Below are 19,712 nucleotides of genomic sequence, written 5' to 3'. Positions count from 1 at the left end.
TCTGCTCGACGTCGTGGCGGGTGGAGGGTTTGTGGCCGATGATGTCGGCGCCGCCCTGGATGCGCCGCTCGATGCCGACGGTGAAGCGCGCGCCCGCGGCTTCGCCGACCTTGCGGCATTCGGTCATGGCGTCGCGGATCACTGTGCGGCAGGCGGCATCGGCGCCGATCAGGTCAAGGCTGGCCCCAGTCAGGGCAGAAACCGGGTTGAAAGAGCAATTGCCCCAAAGCTTGATCCAAAGCTCATCCCGGATGCGCGGCTTGACCGGCGCGCGCAGGCCGCCTGCGCGCATCAGCTTGGATAGATGCATCACCCGCTCGCTGCGGCTGCCATCCGGTTCCCCCAGGGTGAAGCGATCGCCGCTTTTGTGGCGGACCACACCCGGCTCGGGCACCTCACAAGCCGGGTAGACGACGCAGCCGATGGCGCGTTCGGGGCCGAAGGCTTTCCATTGGGCGCCGCCGGGGTCAACCGTTTCGACCCAGGTGTTGTCCATTGGGGTGCCCGTCTCTGCCTTGTAGAAGTACCACCAGGGAATGCCGTTCACGGCGGAGACAATCACCGTCTCCTTGGTCAGCAGCGGTTTGAACCGGGGCGCGATCTGGGAGACAGAATGGGCCTTGAGCGCGATAATGACATAGTCCTGCGGGCCGAGGTCTGCTGGATCGGCGCTGGCCTTCAGGCGGATTGTCTCAGAGACACCGTCCTTAATGAAGGTCAGCCCGTTTTCCTGAATAGCTTGCAGATGCGGCCCGCGGGCCACCAGGCTGACCTCGGCGCCGCCCTTGTGCAGCGCATGGGCTAGGTAGCCGCCGATGGCGCCGGCGCCAAAGATGCAGATGCGGGTCATGCCTCCGCCCCCAGCCTCAGTTTTTCATGCAGGCCGATCCGCTGCAGCTTGCCCGTGGCGCCTTTGGGGATTTCATCAAGGATCAGCACTTGGCGCGGCACCTTGAAGCCCGCGAGGCGTTCTGCGGCAAAAGCGCGGATATCTTGCGGCTGCGCCGTGGCACCGTCGCGCAGCACCACTGCGGCGGCGGGTTCCTCACCCAGCTGTTTGTGCGGCACGGCAAAGGTCACCGCCTGGGCCACTGCGGGGTGGTCTATCAGGATTTCATCCACTTCGCGCGGCGAGATCTTCTCGCCGCCGCGGTTGATGATCTCCTTCAGGCGGCCGGTGATCGACAGGTAGCCTTCGGCATCGAACCGGCCCTGGTCGCCGGTCCGGAACCAGGTGCCATTGCCGTCGGGGTCGGCAAAGAAGTTCTCGGCGTTGGCTTTCTCGTTGGCCTCATAGCCTGCTGTGACATTGGCGCCGCGGATCACGATTTCACCTAGAATATCAGCCTCTTCGGTCAGGATGGTCCCGTCCCAGATGCGCACATCGGGGCCTGCAGCCAAACCAACCGAGCCGGGTTTCTGCTTGCCGGGTTCAACCGGGTTCGAAGTCATCTGATGCGCGGCTTCGGTCATCCCGTAGGCCTCGACCACGGGGCAGCCGAAGGTCTCTTGCAGCTCTGCCATCACCTGCGGCGGCAGCGAAGACGAAGAGGAGCGGATGAAACGCAGCTTTGCCGTGCTGACCGCCTCCTGATTGCGTGCGGCGCGGGACAGGATCGCCTGGTGCATGGTGGGGACTGCGGTGTACCAGCTGGGGGCGGCGTCCTGCAGCCAGGCAAAAACTTTCAGCGCATTGAAACCCGGTGTGCAATAGATGCTGCCGCCTGCGTGCAGCGACGAGAGCACCGCCGCAATCAGCCCGTGGATATGGAACAGCGGCATGATGTTCATGCAGGTGTCGGCCGGTGTCAGCGCCAGCGAGGCCGCGACATTGGCGGCGGAGGCGGACACATTGGCTTGCGACAAGGGCACGATCTTGGGCCGCGATGTGGTGCCGGACGTGTGCAGCACCAGCGCCTCGTCCGCCGGGCGTGCCTCTTGCAGAGGAACCGCGGGGCCTGGGTCCAGCGGCAGGGAGAAGATGCCTGCCGGGGCACCTGGCTCCGTGCGGATAGCGGCCACCCGGATACCCAGCGCGTTTGCCGCCTGGGCAGCCGGCCCGTCTGCGCTGTCGGTGATCAGCAGCTTGGCGTTCAGATCCTGCAGGTAGAATTTGAATTCGTCCTGGGTGTAAGCCGGGTTCAGGGGCGCGGCGGTGCAGGCGTTTGCCACTGCCAGGAAGGCGGTTGCCATTGCGGCGCCGTTGGGCAGCACGATGGCGGCGCGGTCCGCCCGCGTGATGCCGGCCTGGCGCAGGACGCCGCCGGTCTCGGCAACAAAGCGGCTAAGGGCGCCGTGAGTGAGCGCGTTTTGGCCGGGCGCGCGGATGGCGATGGCATCGGGCGGGGCGGCGGACAGGATTTGGCCGATGGTTTTCATGAGTTACCCTCCTGGAATTGCTCAGAGATCGCGCAGCAGGGCGCCATAGCCCTGAATCCTGTCCTCGACACCGGCCAGCCGCAGGCAGTGCCACATGCTGGTCTGGTTGGAGGCCAGCACCGGCTTGCCCAGCCGCTGTTCCGCGGCGTCGAGAACCTCGATGGAGCGCAGGGCGCCGCAGCTGAGGAACACGGCATCCGCATCCGGACGGTCCACGTATTCGGCAAAGGCCAGCAGGCTTTCGGGGGTGACCCGGTTCATCTCGGCGTCGGTCATCAGCGACAGCCCTTCGACGGAAACGCAGGAAATGCCCTGGGTCTCGAAATACCCGGCCTCCATGCGGTTGATGTCATCGGTGTAGGCGGTGCCCAGGGCGATCCTGCCGGCGTTCATCGCCTTCATCGCTGTGACGGCCCCGGTCAGCAGGGTTGTGGCCTGCACACCCGGGCGCTTGGCCCGCATCTTGGCGGTGATGGTGTCCTCGCCGATGACAAAACTGCCTGCGGTGCAGTTGTAGCAGATGACATCGGTGTCCTCGCGGGCGGGCATCAGCGTGTCGAGGGCATCGTCCAGCCCTTCCTCCATCGCCGCCAGGCTGTCCACGGTGCAGATCTTGGGCATCCGCACCCTGGTGAAATGCACGCCGACCCCTTCAGGTTTCGTCAGGAACATGTCCCGCTCGGTCAGGTCGGCGTTGGCCACAGCGATAAAGCCGAGCTGCGCGCGGGCATGCGGGCCAGCGTCGAAGTCAGGTGTGAAGGTCATGGGTTTCTCCTATCGCACCACCAGGACCGAGCAGTCCGCGTGGCGCATGATGCGCGCCGCAGAGGGGCCCAGCAGGTAGTCTTTCAGTTCGGGTTTATGGGCGCCGAGGATGATCAGGTCGGCCTTTGCCTGTTCCGCCTGGGCCAGCACCTCGACATAGACGTTGCCGCTGCGCACATGCGGGGTGACACTGACAAAGCGCCCGTCCAGGCCTGCCGCGATCTGTTCCAGGCTCTCCAGGGCGCGGGCTTCCTGCGCCTCTTCAAAGCCTTCGGGGATGAATTGCGACAGAATTCCGAGGCTTTCGTCATGGGGCAGCACCGTCACCAGATGGAGCGCGGCCTGAGCGTCGCAGAAATGCTGCTGCACGGTGTCCAGGATTTTGGCGTGGGCCTTGGGCTGGCGCAGATCCAGCGGGACCAGGATGTGTCTGTACATAGCAAACTCCTCATGGCGGCGGGGCAGCTGCGCCTTCGCCTCTAAAACCGTTGCCGGATGTTTGGGTCTGACGCCCGGCCTGCAGGCCAGGCGGCGGGGTGTCAGTTCTTCTGGTTCATGAACTCGGGCAGCCACAGGGCGATCTGCGGAAAGGCGGTGAGCAGGATCACCCCCACCACCATCAGCAGGAACATCGGGATCGCGGATTTGGCAATGAAGCCGATGTCGCGGCCGGTCATCGACTGCACCAGGAACAGGTTGAAGCCGACCGGCGGGGTGATCATCGCCATTTCGCCGACCAGCACCACGAAGATGCCAAACCAGATCATGTCGATGCCCGCGCCGCGCACCAGCGGTTCGATCACCGCCATGGTCAGCACGATAGCGGAAATCCCGTCCAGGAACATGCCCAGGATGATGTAGAAAAGGGTCAGCGCGGCAATCAGTGTCCAGGGCGACAGGTTCATCGCGCCGATCCAGTCCGCCAGCGCCCGCGGCAAGCCGGTGAAGCCCATGGCGAGCGTCAGAAAGGCGGAACCGGCCAAAAGCAGCATGATCATCGAGGTGGTCTTGGTCGCACCCATCAGCGAGGCCTGGAAGCTGTCCCAGCTCAGCGAGCCCTGCAGGGCCGACAGCAGCAGGGCGCCCAGAACGCCCAAGACGGCGGCCTCGGTCGGAGAGGCGATGCCGAGGTAGATCGAGCCGATCACGCCGATGATCAGGCCCACCACTGGCGCCAGCTCGCGGGCGCCTGCCAGCTTTTCACGCCAGGAGGCCCGTTCTTCACGGTGTTTGCGGCCCTCTTCGGTGAAGATGCCCCACAGCATGACATAGCCGATGAACAGGCCGGCGAGCATCAGCCCCGGCAGGATGCCGGCAATGAACAGGCGGCCGATGGATTCCTGCACGGTGACGCCATAGACGATCATGGTGATCGACGGCGGAATGAGCAGTCCCAGCGTGCCGGCGCCTGCCAGCGTGCCATAGGCCATCTTGTCCGGGTAGCCGCGCTTGCGCAGCTCCGGCACGGTGATCTTGCCAATGGTGGCCAGCGTCGCGGCGGAAGAGCCGGAGATGGCGGCAAAGGTGACGCAGCCGACGATGTTCACATGGATCAACCCGCCGGGCATCCGCCGCATCAGGGGACCAAGCCCGTTGAACAGGCTCTCCGACAGCCGGGTGCGGAACAGGATCTCGCCCATCCAGATGAACACCGGCAGCGAGGCCAGCCCCCACAGTGAGGTGTGCGACCAGACAACGGTTGCCAGGGCATCGCCGACGGGGCGGCTGGTAAAGGCCGTCATCGCCAGGAAGCCGACGCCCATCAGCGAAAGCCCGATCCACAGGCCGCCGGCCAGGAACACCAGCAGCGAGGATACCAGCAGGAGTGTGAGTGCGATTTCATACATGATTGGTCCTCAATGCCCTGCGGTGCCCTTGTGCTGCAGGTAGCCCAGCTCTTTGGTGGCGAGCGCGCGGATCAGCGTGTGGAACAGGCACAGGGTGAAGATGCTCCAGCCCAAGGCAAACGGCGTCTGCGGGATCACCAGGTGGATCTCGTCGGACTTTGAGCTGATGTCGTCATAAAGGTAGGAGACATAGGCAAGCTTGGCGGTGTACCACGCCAGGTAGCTGGAGAAGGCAGTGGCGACGCACAGCACCAGGATCTCCAGGCGGAAGCGTGATTTCTGCCGCAGCCCTTCGATCAGCATTTCCACCCGGATATGGCCGTGCTCGCCAAAGGTATAGGCAAGCCCCAAAGCCCCCGCCAGCGCCAGGCAGTAGCCGGAATATTCGCTGAGACCGGGGATATAAAAGCCGCCGAGGCGGGAGCCGATCCGGATCATGACAAGCACCACGATCAGCGCGATGAAACCGGCAGCAAGGAAGCCGCACAAACGGTAGAGGCGGTGCAGCGCCCTGTCGAGAAACTGAAACAAACCAGGCATTTCATTCTCCTTCGGAAAGGCCCCGGAACCCATGGCTCCGGGGCAGGACTGGCAAGCGGGGGTCAGTTGCCTTTGTAGGCATCCATGGCGGCCTTGCCCGCACCGCTGGCGTTCCCGGCCCATTCCGCCGACATGGTTTCACCGATGGCCTGGAATTCGCCCATCAGCTGCGCGGAGGGTTCCGAAACCTTCATGCCGTTTTCCGCCAGGGTCTGGTTGTAGCCTGCAGTCACGTCTGCAACCGCGTCCCAGACGTCCGCTTCGGCCTTGGCGGCGGCGGCTTCGACAACGGCCTGGGTTTCCGGGCTCAGCGCGTCCCAGGCGTCCTTGTTGACGATGGCGGCGGATTTCGGGATCCAGGCGTTCACCAGGTAGAAGTTGTCGACGTAATCCCACAGTTTCTGGAACACCCCGATGGCGCCGGAGCCGATCATCGAATCCGCAACGCCGGTCGAGAAGGCCTGGCTGATCTCAGTGGCTTCGGTGGTGGTCGGCACTGCCCCCATCAGCCCCGCCAGGCGCGAAGTGGTGGCGTCATAGGCGCGGAACTTTGTGCCTGCCATATCCGCCATCGAGTTGATTTCATTGCGGTGGAACAGGCCCTGCGGCGGCCAGGGCGCCATGAACAGCAGTTTCATGCCTCGCTCTTCCAAGGCGGCCTCGATGGCCGGACGGGAAGCGTCGTAGAGCTTTTGCGCGTCGCCGAAATTGGTGGCCAGGAAGGGCACGGTATCAAGGCCGAAGATGCTGTCTTCCTTGGCATGCGCCCCCATGTAGCGGCCGCCGGCCTGCACCTGCCCCGAGCGCACCGCGCGCAGGATTTCGGCACCGGCATAAAGCGAGCCGCCCGGATGCACCACGATCTCCAGATCGCCGCCGGAGTTTTTGGTGACCTCTTCGGCAAAGGCGATGTAGGACTTGGTCACATGGTTGCCGGCGCCATAGGCCGCGGGCATGTCCCATATTTCGGCAGTGGCTGCAGTCCCGGCAAGGGCCAGCGCTGCGGCGGCTGCGAGTGTTTTGGTTTGGTCAAGCATAGTATCCTCCCATTACGTTGCTTTCAGTCCACGACAACCAGGTCGCGGGGATAGCGGGTCAGCACTTCACACCCGGATTCCGTCACGCACACGCTATCGCTGATGGCCATGCCAAAGCCCTCGCGGAACATTGTCGGAATGATGTGAAAGGTCATGTTCGGCTGGATCACCAGCGGGTCGTCCGGCCGGATGCTGTAGATGTGGCCCTCGGCCCAGTTCGGCGGGAAGCCGATGCCGATGCCGTAGGCGGTGCGGCTTTTGAAGTATTTGCCCAGCCCCTTGGCCTCGACGCGGGCGCGGCAAAGGTGGTCGATCTCACCGGCGGTCAGGCCGGGCTTGATGTTGTCCACCGCGGTTTCCAGGATTTCATTCAGCGCCTCGGCGGTTGCCTTGTGTTCGTCGGTTGGTTTCCCCACCACCGCTGAACGCGACATCAGCGCGTGATAACGGTCGACCACGCCGGCACCTTCCAGCAGCACTACGTCGCCTTTCTGGATGGTGTTGCGGCGCCAAAGCGCAAAGCACAGTTCGCTGCGCGGGCCGGCCACCACCATCGGCGGATGGCCAAAATACTCGCTGCCCGCCCGGGTCGAGCCGCCGATCAGCGCCGCGGCGAGGTCGTTGTCGGTCTTGCCCGGCGCGATCTCCTTCAAGGCCGCATCAATGCCCGCCTCCACCGCCCGTGCGGCGGCCCGCATCCGATCCAGCTGCGCCGGGCTCTTGATCATGCGGAACTGCTCGATGGTTCCGTTCCAGTCGGTGAAAGGCACCTCTGCCGCGGCTTCCAGGCGGCGGTGGTCGGAGACATTCAGGTAGCGGCTGACGGTTTCCAACCCGAGCCGGCGCGCACCGGTCTGGTTCAGGAATTCCGCAAGAACGGCGATGTGGTCTTGGGTGTCGAACACCGGCACTGCGGCGGCAATGGTCGGCAGCGCCAGCGCCATGTCGCGGTTCACCACACGGGTGATCACCACCGGCTTGCCTGCCGCGGGCACATACATGGCCTGAAAAGTGAAATAGCCGATGGTTTGATAACCGGTCAGCCAGAACATGTTTTCGGGATCAAACAGCAGCGCGCCGTCCAGATCCTTGCTGTGCAGGTCCTGCTGAACCCGCGCCAGCCGGGCGGCAAAATCCTCTTCGGGAAAGCTCAGCTCCTGCGGCCAGATCTGCCGCTGGGCGTTCATGATCTCCTGCTGGCTTTGCGTCAGTGCATGCATGTGTCTCAATCCATCCCTGCCGCCGGGCAGGCTCTGCTTGTTGTGTTCTGGATCAAGACTGCGGTAAGACGGAGATAGCTTCTAATACATTTTTTGCACTCCAGTTTTAAAAAAAGGAATGCCACGATGAACATCCGCCAGATCGAAATCTTCAAAGCCATCATGGATTACGGCTCTGTTACAGAAGCCGCCGAGCGGCTGAATGTCACCCAGCCATCAGTGTCCAAGCATCTGAAACTGCTGGAATACGATCTGGGCCTGAAGCTGTTTGCCCGTACCGGAAACCGGCTGATCGCAACTCGCGAGGGGCAGGCACTCTATGATCAGATCGGGCGGGTTTACACCGGCCTGGGTCAGTTGCGCAGCTTTGCCGAGGATTTGAAGCACAACCGCCACGGGGAGGTGACAATCGCCGCGATGCCGCTGCTGGCACAGTTCTGGCTGCCGGAGAAACTGGCGCCGTTCATGACCGAGCATGAAGGGGTGTCTTTTTCCCTGCCGGTGCGCAGTTCGCGCTGGATTTCGCAATCTGTTGCCGCAAGGCGGGCGGATTTCGGCTTGGGGCTAACGACAGGAGAAGACATTCCCGGCATCGAAACCCGCCCGCTGATGTCGCTGCCGCTGGTCTGTGTCATGCGCAGCGACCACCGGCTGGCAGAGTTCTGGAGCGTTGAGGCGGCGGATCTGGAAAACGAGGATGTGGTGACGCTGAAGAACTTCGACCGCTGGCGGCTGGCACTGGAAGGGGTGCTGGAAGACCGGAAATTCAAGCCGAAACGCTACATCGACACGTTTTCCACTCATGTGGCCTGCCAGCTGGTGAAGAACGGGGTAGGGGTGGCCCTGGTGGACATGCTGTCCGCGTCATACCACCTGGACTCCGGTCTGGTTGCCCGCGCGTTTGAGCCGGAGTTTTCTTTTGAAACCAGCGTGATGACGCCGGAGCACTGGCAGCAGTCGAAACTGTCCGCCCATTTAATCGCGCATTTGCAGGACCAGGCCCGGGCCACCGAAAAGGACATGCAAAAGCGACTGCAAGCATAGCCTGGCGTTATGCTGAGCCAAAAAAACGCAATTTGACGGAATGGTGGCGCTGCTCCTAGCCTCCCGCCAAACCGGCCGTCTTGCGGCCTTCCTCAATCAGGAGCCGGCTCAATGTCCTACCCGTCCAATGCTGCAACCAATTCCGCCCGCGATGTGGACTATCACCTGCATCCGCAAACCAATCCCACCGCACATGAGGACCAGGGCCCGCTGATCCTGTCGCAGGGAGAGGGCGCCTATGTCACCGATGAGGACGGCAAGCGCTATATCGAGGCGGCGTCCGGCCTGTGGTGCGCGTCGCTGGGTTTCTCCGAAGAGCGGCTGGCCGAAGCTGCTGCCCACCAGATGCGGTCCTTGCCCTACTACCAGGCCTTCCACCACAAGGTTGCCTCACCGGTTCCGGAACTGGCCGAGCGGCTGATCGCGATGGCGCCGGTGCCGATGTCCAAGGTGATGTTCCAATGCTCCGGCTCGGAATCCAACGACACTGCGGTCAAGATCATCTGGTATTACCACAACGCTATCGGCAAGCCGCAGAAGAAGAAGATCATTACCCGGCTCAAGAGCTACCACGGCACCGGGGTGATCGGCGCCAGCCTCACCGGCCTGCCGAACTTTTACAAAGGGTTCGACCTGCCGTTGCCCGGGTTCCTGCATACGGACACCGCGCCGCAGTACACCGGCAACCATCTGGAAGGCGAAAGCGAAGAGGAATTCTCGCAGCGCCAGGCGGATGAACTGGAGCAGATGATCCTGGCCGAAGGGCCGGACACGGTGGCGGCCTTCTTTGCCGAGCCGCTGATCGGCGCGGGCGGGGTGATCCTGCCGCCCAAGGGCTATTTCGCGGCAATCCAGAAAGTGTTGCGCAAATACGATATCCTGCTGGTCGCCGACGAGGTGATCTGCGGCTTCGGGCGCACCGGGGAGATGTGGGGCTCAACCACCTTTGGCATGGAGCCCGATATCATCTCCTGCGCCAAACAGCTGACCTCGGGCTACATTCCGATGTCGGCCACGATGATTAATGAAAAGGTCTATGGCGCGATCAAATCGCAGGCGGCGGGTTTTGGCATGTTTGCCCATGGCTACACCTATGGCGCGCACCCGGTGGCGGCTGCAGTTGCCCTGGAAACGCTGAACATCATGGAAGAGCGCAACGTTCTGGACAACGTCCGCAAGGTTGGCGCGCGGTTCCAGGAGGGGCTGCAGGCGCTGGCGGACCACTCGATGGTGGCCGAGGTGCGCGGTGTCGGCCTGGTTGCCGGCATGGACTTCATCCTGAACAAGGAAACCGGCGCCCGGTTCCAGCCCGAACACGGGCTGCCCGCGATGCTGAACGCCAAGGCGGCCGAGAACGGCATCCTCTTGCGGGCGTTGCGCGAAACCATCTGCCTGTCGCCGCCGCTGATCATAACTGAGGCCGAGTGCGACGAGATCATCGCCAAGGTCCGCGCCACTATTGACGCGGCTTATGCCGAATACCAGGCCCAGGGCCTGACCGGCTGATTGGGAGGGGTGACATGGAACTGTTCAAGAACCTGATCGGCGGCGAGTGGGTTGCTGGGGCTGCAGAAAACATCAACATCAACCCGTCGGATGTCTCGGACACCGTGGGCATTTATGCCAATGGCGGCGAAGCCCAGATGGAAGACGCAATCGAGGCAGCCAGCCAGGCGTTCCCGGCCTGGCGGGTCACCAATGTCGCACGGCGCGCTGAGATCCTCTATGCGGTGTCGGCCGAGCTGTTTGCCCGCAAGGAGGAACTGGGAGAGCTGCTGGCCCGCGAAGAGGGCAAGACGCGCGCTGATGCCACTGGCGAAGTCATCCGCGCGGCGCAGCTGTTCCGGTTTTACGCCGGCGAGTGCCTGCGCGACCGCGGCGACAAGCTGGACTCGATCCGCGATGGCGCCGAGGTCGAGGTGATCCGCGAGCCGCTGGGCGTGGTGGGCATCATCACCCCCTGGAACTTCCCGATCGCCATCCCGGCCTGGAAAATCGCGCCGGCCCTGGCCTACGGCAACACGGTGGTGTTTAAGCCGGCCTCGCTGGTGCCGGCCAGCGCCTGGGCGCTGGTGGATATCCTGCACCGCTGCGGCGTGCCGCACGGGGTGGTCAACCTGGTGATGTCGCCGGGCCGGGTGGCCAATGCCTTGGTGACCGACAAGCGGGTCAAGGGGATCTCCTTCACCGGCTCAACCGGAGTGGGGCGCCGCCTTGCCAGCCAGGCTGTTGAACATTTTGCCAAGATCCAGCTGGAGCTGGGCGGCAAGAGCCCGATGGTGGTGCTGGATGACGCCGATATGGAGGCGGCCATCGCCGGGGCCTTTGCCGGGCTTTACACCGGCACCGGGCAGAAATGCACAGCTTCCAGCCGCTTTATCGTGACCAGGGGCGTTTATGATGAATTCGTGAGCCGCCTGACCGCCAAAGTGCAATCGGCGCGCGTCGGCCATGCCTTGGCGGCGGATACGGTGATCGGGCCGGTGGTGGATGAAAGCCAGCTGCGCACTAATGAGCATTACATCAGCCAGGGCAGGGCGGCCGGTGCCACTTTGACCACCGGCGGCGAACGGCTGCAGCGGGAGCACGACGGTTTCTACTTTTCGCCCGCGGTTTTTGCTGATGCGGACAACAGCATGAGCATCGCGCAGGAGGAGATCTTCGGCCCCATCGGCTGTGTGATCCCGGCGGATGATTACGATCACGCGCTGGCGCTCGCCAATGACACCGAATTCGGCCTCGTCGCCGCGATCTATACCCAGTCCCTGAAACACGCGCAGCATTTCAAACGCCACTCGGACACCGGCATGGTGACCGTCAACCTGCCGACCTCGGGCGGCGACTACCGGGCCGCCTTTGGCGGACGCAAGGCCTCGGGCTATGGTCCCAAGGAACAGGGACCTTATGTCCAGGAGTTTTATACGCAGATCAAATGCGCCCATGTGCTGGGGTAAATCATGACGGATCCTTTCAACCCGCCTTTCACCACCCGCCCCGACGTGCGCGGCCACTTCGGCGCCGCGGGTTCCACCCATTGGCTGGCGGCGCAGACTGCAATGCGGATGCTGGAGCTGGGAGGCAATGCCTTTGACGGCGCGGTGGCAGCCGGGCTGGTGCTGCAGGTGGCGGAACCGCATCTGAACGGTCCCTTGGGTGAAGTGCCGATCATGCTGCATGATGCGGCCAAGGGGCGGACCCGGGTGATCTGCGGCCAGGCCCCGGCACCGGCCGCCGCGACGATACAGAAGTTTGAAGATTTGGGCATCAGCACAATCCCGGGCACCGGGCTTTTGGCGGCCGCCATCCCCGGGGCGTTTGATGCCTGGATGCTGCTGTTGCGCGACTGTGGCTCGCTGCCGCTGGACACCATCATGGAGCCTGCGATCGGTTACGCCTTGCAGGGGGTGCCTTGCGTGCCGCGGCTGGCCAAGGCGATCCGCCTGATGGAAGGCCTGTTCCGCAGTGAATGGCACAGCAATGCCGCGGTTTACCTGCCCGGCGGCGCTTTGCCGGAGGTCGGGTCTTTCCTGAAAAACCCCGCCTTGGGCGCCACCTGGCAGCGGGTTCTGGCCGAGGCCCAGGCTGCCGGGCCGGACCGGCAAGCGCAGATCGAAGCGGCGCGCACCTGCTGGAAAGCGGGGTTTGTGGCGGAGGCCATCAGCGAATTCTGCGCCACGCAGTCCTTCCTCGACATCACCGGCCAACGCAATGGCGGGCTGATCACGGCAGAGGACTTGGCCGGCTGGTCGGCCGCCTATGAGGAACCGGTCTCAGCCGGGCTTGGCGAGTACCAGATCCAGAAGTGCGGACCCTGGAGCCAGGGCCCGGCGATGCTTCAGGCGGTCCAGATCCTCAAGGCAAAGGGCCTGGAGCAGCTGCGGGACGGCGCCGGATTTTATCACTTGCTGACTGAAGCGATGAAGCTAGCCTATGCCGACAGAGAGTGTTTCTACGGCGATCCGGATTTTGTGAAAGTGCCGCTGGAGCAACTCCTGAGTGACGGTTACGCCGCCCAGCGGGCGGAGTTGATCAATGAGACAGCAAACAATGCCTGGAACCCAGGGCAGATCCCTGGTTTTGGCTGCCCTGTCGATTATGACGCTGCCTGCCGCATCAAGATGGATGCCGCAACACTGGCGGCGGCCGGGATCGGCGAGCCGACGGTGGCCAAGGATGACCTGCCGGCGGAAGGCCGCAACGGGGTTGTCCGCGGCGACACTTGCCATATCAACGTGGCCGATCGCTGGGGCAACCTGGTGTCGGCAACACCGTCAGGCGGATGGATGAAATCCTCGCCGGTGATCCCAGAGCTTGGGGTCTGCCTGGGAACACGGCTGCAGATGATGCGCCTGGACCCCAAGGCGCCGGACGCCCTGGCACCGGGAAAACGCCCGCGCACCACGCTGACGCCCACAATCGTCACCCGCGCGGACGGATCCGGCTACATGGCCTGCGGAACCCCTGGGGGCGACAAGCAGGATCAATGGCAGCTTGCCTTTCTGATCCGGCATTTGGTTCTGGGCCAGACGCCGCAGCAGGCCATCGACGCGCCGGGCTTCCACTCTCTGCACTGGCCGAACTCCTTCTTTCCGCGCCAGGCCCATCCCGGCAGGCTGAACATCGAGGACCGGGTTGATCCGGCAATTGCGGAGGCCTTGCGCAGCAAAGGCCATGACCTGGGGTTTTCCGGAGCCTGGAGCGAGGGCTACCTCTCCGCCAGCTATGTCAATTCTGACAGTTCCCTTGGCGGGGCCTCCAGCGCGCGGGGCATGCAGGGCCTTGCTGTGGCCAGGTAAGCGGGACCAAGTGAACATGCGGCCATAAAGGAACCAAAAGCACACATAGTGCCCGGGGCCTTCCACAAAGCGCAGCCCTGCAGAAACGATAACTTCATTGATCCTGGCGATTGCTTTGGAAGCGAACGCTTTTCGAACACCGCAGGGGGACAAGCACTCTCTGCGGATGTTCAGTTTTATTTTCTTTTATCGCCCCCGAAAATCCCATTTTAAGAGTGGCCGCCCGATTGTGCCTGCATGTTGGGACAAAAAGCAAAATACTTGCGGTTGCCGGTCAAACGATTCAAGCACGCCTTCCCTGGGGGCAGGTTTCTAGTGCCAGTGTTTTTTCTCGTCGCTCTGACCGGTGCGCTCCTTTACGGCGTGCATCTGTTTCTCAATGACGCAATCGGGAAGGCTCTTGAAAATCATGCGCGCATGGATGCCATGGCTTGGGCCGAAGGGTTCCAGGCGTCCCTGCCCGCCAATGCAGACAGCCTGTTAACCGGCAATGCCCTGAGCGCGCAGCAAAGCGAAGTCATCAACGCGGCTATTTCTTTCGCCAACGCCTATGCCTTCAATGTCTATGACGCTGAAGGGCGGATCCAGTACACTGCCGATGACGGCGTCTTGGAAAACAGCGAGAATTACCCTGTTAACGAAACTGCGGCACAAGTCGCAGCATCAGACAGCCCCCAGGTCGTGGTGATTGAGCGCAGCAACCGCAGGGGCGGGGTGGATGTCTTTGTTGATGCCTATGTCCCCGCAAAACATGCCAGCGGAGAGACACTGGGAGTCATTCACCTGTATCTGGATAAGTCGGACATTGCCGCACCGTACAAAGAACTGCTGGAGTGGGTTGGGTCCATCCTGCCGATCGTTTTTGCGCTGGTGTACGCGCTGCCTACGCTTGCCTACGTCTGGAAGCGAGAAGAGACCTTTTCCCAGAAGGAGCATCTGCGCAAGGCCAGCAGGCAGGATGCGTTGACCGGCGCCTTGAACCGCCAAACGCTGAATGCTGAAATCCATGCGAGGTTCTCCGACAGAACACAGTACAATGAGATCGGCATCTTCTTCCTGGATGTCGATAAGTTCAAGTATATCAACGATCTGCACGGCCATGAATTTGGCGACGCCTTTCTTTCGCATATCGCATCGTTACTTGTTTCCCAAACCCGAAGCGGCGATCTTGTCGGGCGCATGGGCGGGGACGAGTTCGTGATTGCGATGCCGAATGCCAGCGAGGCGGACCTCGCGCAGATCGGAGACAGGATCCTGGCTGGCGCACGGCAGCCTTTCACCTATAGAGGCACGACAATTCAGGCCAGCGTCAGTATCGGCCAGTACCTGGCCGGCGCCCAATCCGACACACAGCAATCGCTGCATGCAGCCGACCTTGCGCTTTACCACGCGAAAAGCCTTGGCCGGAACAACAGGCAGCCCTACTTCCGGGAGCTGGATGTCGCCATGCTCCGCCGCCGCGAGGTCGAACGCCGCATCCGGGAAGTGGTCAGCAAGTCGGAATTTGACATTCACTATCAGCCCTTGGTCGCACAACACTCCCGCGCCATCGTCGGTTTTGAAGCGCTGCTGCGCATCAACGACAATTGCGGCAAGCGGATTTCACCCAGCGAGTTTATTCCCGTCGCTGAGGAGGCAGGCCTCATTCAGGATTTGGGGCGGCAAATGTTCTCCAAGGCGATAACCGCGGCAAAGCAATGGCCGGAAGACATCGGCCTCTCCATCAACTTGTCACCCGCACAGTTTAAATCCGGCGATATGGACGAGATGGTTGAGCATATGCTGACGGAACATGATTTCCCGGCAAGCCGCCTGGAGCTGGAAATCACCGAAAGCCTTCTGATCTCAGATGAGGAATGCGTGTCAAACCAGCTTGTAGCCCTGAAACGGTTGGGGATTTCCATTGCAATGGATGACTTTGGAACCGGTTATTCCAGTCTTGGCTACCTTTGGAAGTATGATTTTGACAAGCTGAAAATTGACCGGGTTTTCCTGGAAGGGTTTGACTTTGATAACGCCCGCTACAGGGAAATTATCGAAACAATTGTTACACTTGGAGGGAAGCTTGGGCTGAAGGTAACGGTCGAAGGCGTCGAAAGCCAGCGCCATGCCGAGCTGCTTGATCAGCTTGCCTGCGATCAGTACCAGGGCTATTTTTTCGGCCGCCCCGTGCCAGCGGACGGTGCACTGCAAATGCTCCTGCAGGAAAGGAAAGGGCAGCGGGCATAAAACTGACGCTATTGGCGCGGCCGGCCCGAAGCCGTCCTGACCTGAGCTGTTCCGGGGAGGTGGCACCAATCTTGCCGCCAATCCCTTTGATGCAACCGCGGCCTTTGCAAAATTGCGCCCGCGCATGAAGCCTCGATCATCCGGCCATTTCCGGCATCGCTGTCCCAGACGCGGCTCTATATGACGTTTCCACGAAGCGGTAACAGCTGCAATCGGTTTCCAAGGGCTTCTTGTCCGGACCCGGTTCAATGTGTGCCAAGGAAAACTGGCAAGCGCCGGACGTTCAAGGCTGGAAAATCCTCACCGTCTATTGAGCGGACAGGCGGTTTCGCGTCAGATGGCTTCCCATGACACATCTGAAAAAGAAACTGCCTCCGCTGACTTCGCTGGTGGCCTTCGAAGCGGCGGCCCGGCTGGGCTCATTTACTGCCGCAGCAGAAGAACTGAATGTCTCGCGTGAGGCTGTGAGCCGCCAAATCCGGGCTCTAGAGGCGCATCTTGGAGTTACACTTTTCGCACGTGATGCCAACCGGGCTGCGATGGGCCTGCTGGGGGAGCAGTTTTTCAGTACGGTATCCCCCAATCTTTGGGCCATCGCCGCTTTGGCACAGGAACTGGCCGGTGAAGCCGCAAGCCGGCCAGCCGGTGCGGCAGATCTGGTGCCGCCGCCTGACAGCGAAGACCTTCCGTCTCTTCTGGTTGTCGATGACACGCCCCAGAACATCCACCATCTGCATGGCCTGCTGTGCGGCAGCTATCGGGTGATTGCCCAAACCTCGGGGCAGAAGGCGTTGTCCTATCTGTCAGGCAACACCGTGGATCTGATTTTGCTGGATATCCGCATGCCGGGTATGGACGGATATGAAACCTGCCGCCAGATCAAGGCCACCGCCAGTCTCGCCGACATCCCGGTAATTTTCGTGACAAGCCTGGATGACCCCGATGACGAAACCCGCGGCCTTGAGCTGGGAGCCTGCGATTTCATTTCCCGTCCGGTTGTGCCGGCTGTGCTGCGTGCCCGGATCCGTACCCACATCGAGCTGCGCCAATCCACCGCGGCCTTGTCAGATCTGTTGTCACGCCGGGCCGACCGCTTGGAACGGGCTGAGGGAATTCTGGCCCGTCTTGCGGGCGAGATCGATCAGTTCCGGTCGTCCTGAAGCCCATGCGCAAGGATCTCCAGCGCGGCACGGGCTGACGGAAAATCCAATCGTTCTAATGCACTGAGAAGATCGTTGCACTGAGCTTCGGGCACGTTGCCGTTTTGAGCCCGCAGCAACTCCCTAGCTACGCCCAACGCCGCGACATCGTTGTTTTCAATCAATTGGGCCAGTTGGACGGCCGGTACCGCGGCAGGCCCGGCGCTGTCGGGCTTTGCCCCGATGTTTGTCAGCTCCAGCGAAAGGGCGCGCATAACCGGCAGCAAATCCTCTGCCTCTGCCTGCCCGGATTCTGCCTGCGCTGCCAAACGGGCCAAACCGCTGGCTCCAACCGTTCCGGCAGCGCCGCGGATCACATGCAGGAGTTCTGCAATGCCTGCCGCACTGCGTGTTTGTTCCGGCTGGGACAAGTGCAACGTCCAATCCTTGAGCCGTTCACGAAACCTCATCAGGTTCTGCTGGTAAAGCGCCTCATCGCCCCCCGCAAACAAACGGCCCTTGGCTTGGTTGAGACCCGTTGGCCGCCGGTCTTCTGCCAAAAGCTGCACCAGCGCTTCCTCCAGCCGCGCCGGGTCTACCGGTTTGGAAAGGAAGCCGGCAAAACCCGCTTCGGTGCAGCGCCGATGCTCCTCCGAGGTTGCGTTGGCCGAAGCCGCAACAACTGGCGGCAACTGCTCTCCGTGTTCAGTTTTGAGAACCTGAAAGGCCTGGTGCCCGTCCATCAAGGGCATATGCAGATCCATCACGATCAGATCCGGCAGGGCGCAGGCGGCTTGCTCCACAGCCTCAAGCCCGTTGCGGGCGGTACGGACCTTAGCGCCCAGGCCCTCGGTCAGGGAGACGAAGACAGAGAGGTTGATGCGGTCGTCCTCGACCACAAGCAGCTCGCGCCCGGCCAAAGGGGCCGGCCGGCCGGAGGATTGCCAACCGCTGTGGTCGAGTCCTTGCATGGCGGTCAGAAACTCGCTGTGGGTGACCGGCAGCGCGATGCGGCTGGCGGGGGTGTCCTGAGGTGCGGGCGCGAAGGTGAGGGCGTCTTCGGCAATCGTGACCCGGGGCGCGGCGGGATTATCTGCCAGCGCGTAGCCTGCGCGCGCGGCCATGGTGCGGATCTGCTGCAGTGGCCCGGTGGTGCCCAGGAGGCGCAGCTGCCCTGCGCGCGCGCGCGGGGGGGGCGGCATCCGGGCGGGCACTTGCAGATGCAGGGTGAAACAAGAGCCTACGCCCTTGGTGCTGTCAACCTCCAGCCGGCCGCCCATCTGCTGTACCAGACGCTGGGCAATCGACAGGCCAAGGCCGGTACCTCCGTATTGCCGGGTGGTGGAATTGTCAGCCTGGCCGAAAGGTTTGAAAATCTCCTCCAGTTCGGCAGGGGAGATGCCGATGCCGGTGTCGCGGACCCGCAGCGACAGGCGGGTTGTGCCATCCGGCCCCGCGGTGCAACCGGCCTCAAGCCGGATTTCACCCTGGCTGGTGAATTTCACCGCGTTGGACGCGAAGTTCATCATCACCTGCCGCAGCCGCAGAGGGTCGGCGCAGATGCTGCTTGGCAAGGCCGGGTCGTAATCCCAACTGAGGCGGACCGGCTTGTCCTGCATCAGCGCGCGGGTCTGGATCATCACCGTGTCGAGGAACTCGTCCAGCGGGAACCAGACCTGTTCCAGCTTCAGCTCCCCCGCCTCGATCTTGGAGAGGTCCAGCACCGAGTCGATATTCTGCGACAGATGCGCCGCGGCGGCACGCATGTCGGTCAGGTGGCGGTGGGTCTGGTCGGTGTAGCCGTCACGCTGGAGGATTTCCGACAGGCCGATGATGGCGTTCATCGGGGTTCTGAGTTCGTGGCTCATATTTGCCAGGAAGGTGGATTTGGCCTGCGAAGCCTCGACTGCCTCGTTGCGGGCAGTGACCAGCTCGCGAGTGCGCTCATCAACTAGACCTTGCAGGTTGTCGCGGCTTTCCTCCAGTTCGCCCACGGTGCGGTGGAAAGCGCGGGCAAGGCGGGAGATCTCGTCGCGGCGGCTGACGTCGAACAGCTTCCGGTCGCGGCCCTTGAGCTCGAACCGGTGGCCGTCGCGCACCCGCAGTGCGGCGGATTGCAGCCGGGCGATGGGGCGGATCACGGTCTGCTGCATGGCCAGGAAGATGACGGCGGTCACCAGCAGCGTCTGCAGGATGCTGGAGCCCAGCACCACAAAGCCGCGGGCTACCATTTCCACCTGCACGCCGTGGAAGGAGAAGGTGACGTTCAGGCGGCCGATTTCGGAGCCGTCGCGCGGGCTGAGGAGCGGGTAGCTGTGGGTTTCGGCTTCGTTGCCGGGCATGCCAAGGAGGCGGGCGATCAGCGGCGGGCCTGCAGGCGGCGGGTCTGCGGCCGAGAGGTCGCCCAGGCCGGTGCTTTTGCGCAGCGCGTCCGTGAGCAGAGGGTCTTCGATCCAGACCCTTGTGATCACTGGGTCCGCTAGCAGACCGGTAAGGATGGCGCCGACGTCCGGCACGTCGACCTCCCAATAGGCGACCTCGGCCCGGGGCAGGGTGGCGCGCACCACCCGGTCGGCGTTGAGCCGCGCGGTCTCAACCCGCTGGCTGCTTTCCAGAACCAGGGTGAAAACGCCGAGGACCAGCCCCGAGAGCACCCCGAGCGCTGCCGCGGCAAGGGCGATCTTAGGAGTGATGCCCATTTTCTGAAAGGAGAGGC

The 19,712-nt window shown here is 62.7% G+C and carries 15 protein-coding genes; 6 read left to right on the top strand and 9 right to left on the bottom strand.

What is annotated here, in order from left to right:
• The 8 genes from RA19_RS24495 to RA19_RS24460 form a co-directional block, all read right to left on the bottom strand.
• Positions 1-850: ketopantoate reductase family protein (locus RA19_RS24495; protein WP_052262051.1), on the bottom strand; the 850-nt coding region annotated here is incomplete at its 3' end.
• Positions 847-2,379 (bottom strand): acyl--CoA ligase, encoded by a 1,533-nt coding sequence (locus RA19_RS24490; RefSeq protein WP_052262050.1) that lies wholly within the window; start codon positions 2,377-2,379, stop codon positions 847-849. The genes RA19_RS24490 and RA19_RS24495, both read right to left, overlap by 4 nt.
• Before the next feature lie 21 nt (positions 2,380-2,400).
• On the bottom strand, positions 2,401-3,144 hold the full coding sequence (locus RA19_RS24485) for a maleate cis-trans isomerase family protein (protein WP_039168141.1): 744 nt from the start codon (positions 3,142-3,144) through the stop codon (positions 2,401-2,403).
• 9 nt (positions 3,145-3,153) lie between these two features.
• The gene (locus RA19_RS24480) at positions 3,154-3,582 is read right to left on the bottom strand and encodes a universal stress protein (RefSeq protein ID WP_039168139.1); all 429 of its coding nucleotides are present in this window, start codon (positions 3,580-3,582) and stop codon (positions 3,154-3,156) included.
• Between the two features lie 101 nt (positions 3,583-3,683).
• Positions 3,684-4,991: a TRAP transporter large permease gene (locus RA19_RS24475; RefSeq protein WP_039168137.1), complete on the bottom strand. Its 1,308-nt coding sequence runs from the start codon at positions 4,989-4,991 to the stop codon at positions 3,684-3,686.
• A 9-nt stretch (positions 4,992-5,000) separates the two neighbouring features.
• A complete protein-coding gene (locus tag RA19_RS24470) occupies positions 5,001-5,531 on the bottom strand; it encodes a TRAP transporter small permease (protein WP_193748333.1) in 531 nt (176 codons plus the stop codon).
• A gap of 62 nt (positions 5,532-5,593) precedes the next feature.
• The gene (locus tag RA19_RS24465; protein WP_052262048.1) at positions 5,594-6,568 is read right to left on the bottom strand and encodes a TRAP transporter substrate-binding protein; all 975 of its coding nucleotides are present in this window, start codon (positions 6,566-6,568) and stop codon (positions 5,594-5,596) included.
• A 23-nt stretch (positions 6,569-6,591) separates the two neighbouring features.
• Positions 6,592-7,788 carry a M24 family metallopeptidase gene (locus RA19_RS24460; protein WP_039168134.1) on the bottom strand — a complete coding sequence of 399 codons (1,197 nt, stop codon included), beginning with the start codon at positions 7,786-7,788 and terminating at the stop codon, positions 6,592-6,594.
• Positions 7,789-7,914: 126 nt separating this feature from the next.
• On the opposite strand from RA19_RS24460, the gene RA19_RS24455 reads away from it, so the two are divergent.
• From RA19_RS24455 to RA19_RS25995, 6 genes are all read left to right on the top strand, one after another.
• Positions 7,915-8,832 (top strand): LysR substrate-binding domain-containing protein, encoded by a 918-nt coding sequence (locus tag RA19_RS24455; protein ID WP_039168131.1) that lies wholly within the window; start codon positions 7,915-7,917, stop codon positions 8,830-8,832.
• Between the two features lie 111 nt (positions 8,833-8,943).
• Positions 8,944-10,338, top strand: coding sequence for an aminotransferase (locus RA19_RS24450; protein ID WP_039168130.1), 1,395 nt, complete (start codon positions 8,944-8,946; stop codon positions 10,336-10,338).
• Between the two features lie 14 nt (positions 10,339-10,352).
• Positions 10,353-11,786, top strand: a complete 1,434-nt coding sequence (locus RA19_RS24445; protein ID WP_039168127.1) for an aldehyde dehydrogenase family protein — start codon at positions 10,353-10,355, stop codon at positions 11,784-11,786.
• A gap of 3 nt (positions 11,787-11,789) precedes the next feature.
• On the top strand, positions 11,790-13,628 hold the full coding sequence (locus RA19_RS24440) for a gamma-glutamyltransferase family protein (protein WP_039168123.1): 1,839 nt from the start codon (positions 11,790-11,792) through the stop codon (positions 13,626-13,628).
• Positions 13,629-13,865: 237 nt separating this feature from the next.
• The gene (locus tag RA19_RS26000; RefSeq protein WP_082020677.1) at positions 13,866-15,857 is read left to right on the top strand and encodes a putative bifunctional diguanylate cyclase/phosphodiesterase; all 1,992 of its coding nucleotides are present in this window, start codon (positions 13,866-13,868) and stop codon (positions 15,855-15,857) included.
• 347 nt (positions 15,858-16,204) lie between these two features.
• Positions 16,205-17,017: a response regulator gene (locus RA19_RS25995; protein ID WP_052262046.1), complete on the top strand. Its 813-nt coding sequence runs from the start codon at positions 16,205-16,207 to the stop codon at positions 17,015-17,017.
• Here the strand turns inward: RA19_RS25995 and RA19_RS24425 are convergent.
• On the bottom strand, positions 16,999-19,695 hold the full coding sequence (locus RA19_RS24425) for an ATP-binding protein (protein WP_193748332.1): 2,697 nt from the start codon (positions 19,693-19,695) through the stop codon (positions 16,999-17,001). The genes RA19_RS25995 and RA19_RS24425 overlap by 19 nt on opposite strands.
• Between the last annotated feature and the right edge of the window lie 17 nt (positions 19,696-19,712).

This window comes from Leisingera sp. ANG-M1 (assembly GCF_000813745.1).
Taxonomy (GTDB): domain Bacteria; phylum Pseudomonadota; class Alphaproteobacteria; order Rhodobacterales; family Rhodobacteraceae; genus Leisingera.
The sequence above is the reverse complement of the archived record's forward strand: the minus strand, read 5'-3'. Positions and strand labels throughout refer to the sequence as shown.